We start from the raw sequence: 2,734 nt of genomic DNA on the forward strand, positions 1-2,734 counted from the left end.
GCACCCAGCCGGCACCAGTACCACTGCTAACTGCGAAGAGCCCGATACACAGCCCGCACCTCCTGAGCCATCCCCATCGTTCTCGGCTCGGCTGAAGGACGGGATCCTGCGATGGTTGGGACGGTTCCATCCGGTCGGGCTGGCCGTCGCGCTGCTGTTCTACTGCTGGTCGCTGTCGCCGTCCCTGCTTCCACGCCCCTGGTACCTGCAGGGTGTCGCGACCGGCATCAGCGTCATCACGGGCTACGGCATCGGCGTGCTCCTCGCGTGGATCGTCCGCAAGTGCGGCTTCGAGACGAACTGGTCGGCGACCGTCAAGAAGGTCGGTTGGTACCTGCTCGCGGTGGTCGCCGTCGTGGTGGTGCCGACCTTCCTCGTCCTCGGTTCGTGGTGGCAGGACATCAGCCGCGAACTCGTCGGGATGGATCCCGGCAGTAGCTGGGACTATCCGGGTGTGCTGCTCGTCGCCGTGGTGGTGGCGCTGCTCCTGCTCGTCATCGGCCGCGGTCTGCGGCGTGTGGCGCAGTGGGTCACCGGACTCGTCGTCCGCGTGTTGCCGGCACCCCTGGCGCGCATCGTGAGTGTCGTGCTGGTCGGGTTGATCGTGTTCTGGGCGGTGGAAGGTCTGCTGTCGGTGGAGATCGCGCGGATCACCAACGGATCGGCGATGGCTGTGGACGAAGGCACTGCAGACGGGGTCGAGCAGCCGCAGGCACCGGAACGATCCGGGTCGGACGCGTCGCTCGAACCGTGGGATTCGCTGGGCCGTGAGGGCCGCACGTTCGTCGCAGGCGGTCCGTCTCCGGAGGAGATCACCGCGGTGACCGGGGAACCCGCGATGATGCCGATCCGCGTCTACGCCGGTTACCGCTCCCTGGACAGTCTCGACGGTTACACGGACTACGACGAGATGGAGGTGCTCGCCTCGCATGTCGTTGCCGAACTCGACCGCACCGGTGCCTTCGACCGCGAGTACCTCGCCGTGGCCACGACGACCGGTCGTGGCTGGGTCAACCAGGACGTCGCCGCCGCACTGGAATACCTCTCCGACGGCAACTCTGCCATCGCGGCCATGCAGTATTCGTTCCTCGCCAGTCCCCTGGCTTTCCTCGCCGATCGGGTCTCGCCCCGCAATGCAGGTCGCGCGCTGTTCGAGGCGGTGTACGCGCGGTGGAGTGTTCTCGATCCGGAAACCCGGCCGAAGTTACTCGTCTTCGGCGAATCACTGGGCTCGTACGGAGGTCAATCGGCCTTCGCCGGCGTGCAGGACATGATCACCCGAACCGACGGCGCTCTGTGGGTGGGCACACCGAATTTCACGGAGCAATGGCGACGAATCACCGATTCGCGCGATCCCGGCAGCCGCGAAATTCTTCCGGTCATCTACGGTGGCCAGAACGTGCGATTCGCTGCGACTCCCGACGACCTCACCGATCTCGACGGCCTCCGCGACTGGGAATCTCCCCGCATCGTGTACTGGCAGCATCCCAGCGATCCGATCGTGTGGTGGTCCTCCCAGCTTGTTCGGCACCGCCCGGATTGGTTGCGCGAGGAACGCGGCGCCGACATCGACAAGGGGATGACGTGGATTCCGTTCGTGACGTTCTGGCAGGTCACCCTGGACATGGTGTTTGCCGCCGAAGTCCCCGGCGGCCACGGCCACGCCTACACGACCGAGGCGGGATTTTTCTGGGCGGACATTCTCGGCATCGAGGACGAGGTGCGCGTGAAGGCGGTCTTCGACGCACTGTCGTCGGACGGGTGACGAGAAGAATTCACCCTCCCGCTTAGTCCGGCGAACCGAGTTTTCTCCAGATTTCTCGCACCACCTCGTGATACAACCTCGATATCGCTTGTGAATCGACACAGGAATGCGAACCGGAGTACGTCGATTCACGAGGAGATAATTCGTCGACACGGATCTACCGCCTGAAGGTGGCGCATATGTGCACACGAGTTGTGTGGAACGGCCCGTCCGGTCAAGTGCTCGTGGGACGCAACATGGATTACCACCGCGAAACCGCCACCAATCTGTGGGCGCTCCCCCGGGGCATCACCCGCGACGACGGTGTCGGTGGACAACTCTCGTGGACCTCGAAGTACGGCAGTGTGGTCGCGGGCGCCTACGACATGATGACCGTCGACGGACTCAACGAGGCCGGCCTCGGCGGACACATCCTGTGGCTCACCGAATCGGACTACGGCACCCACGACAAGAGCCGACCCGCGCTCAGTGTCGCGGTGTGGATGCAGTACTTCCTCGACAACTTCGCGACCGTCGCCGAGGCCGTCGACTGGATCGAGAAGACCGGCGTGCAGGTCGTTCCGCTGGGCGACCCGGCGACCGGTGAGGTACCCGCCGTGCATCTCGCACTCGACGACGCGACCGGCGACTCGGCGATCATCGAATACCTCGACGGCACACCGACGGTCTGGCACAGCCGCGACTACGCCGTCATGACGAACTCTCCCGCCTACGGTGAACAGCTGGAACTGCTGAAGAAGGTGAAGGGATTCGGCGGTGACGCACCACTCCCCGGCACCGGCAATGCGTCCGACAGGTTCGCTCGCGCAGCGCATTACGTCGGCAGTCTGCCGGAACCGCAGAGCCAGGTGCAGGCGATCGCGGGCGTTCTCAGCGTGATCCGCAATGCCGCGCAGCCGTTCCGCGTGCCCGAACCCGGAAAACCGGCTCTTCGCAGTTAGCAGTGGTACTGGTGCCGGCTGGGTGCGA

General features: G+C 65.0%; 1 protein-coding gene and 1 pseudogene. Both read left to right on the forward strand.

From position 1 onward, the window contains the following. Positions 1-115: 115 nt before the first annotated feature. A complete protein-coding gene (locus QR64_RS11915; protein ID WP_039585321.1) occupies positions 116-1,765 on the forward strand; it encodes an alpha/beta hydrolase in 1,650 nt (549 codons plus the stop codon). Between the two features lie 179 nt (positions 1,766-1,944). Further along, a pseudogene (locus QR64_RS11920) lies at positions 1,945-2,691 on the forward strand (linear amide C-N hydrolase); the annotation flags it as partial. Positions 2,692-2,734 lie beyond the last annotated feature (43 nt).

The organism is Rhodococcus sp. Chr-9, assembly GCF_000801125.1.
Taxonomy (GTDB): domain Bacteria; phylum Actinomycetota; class Actinomycetes; order Mycobacteriales; family Mycobacteriaceae; genus Rhodococcus; species Rhodococcus pyridinivorans.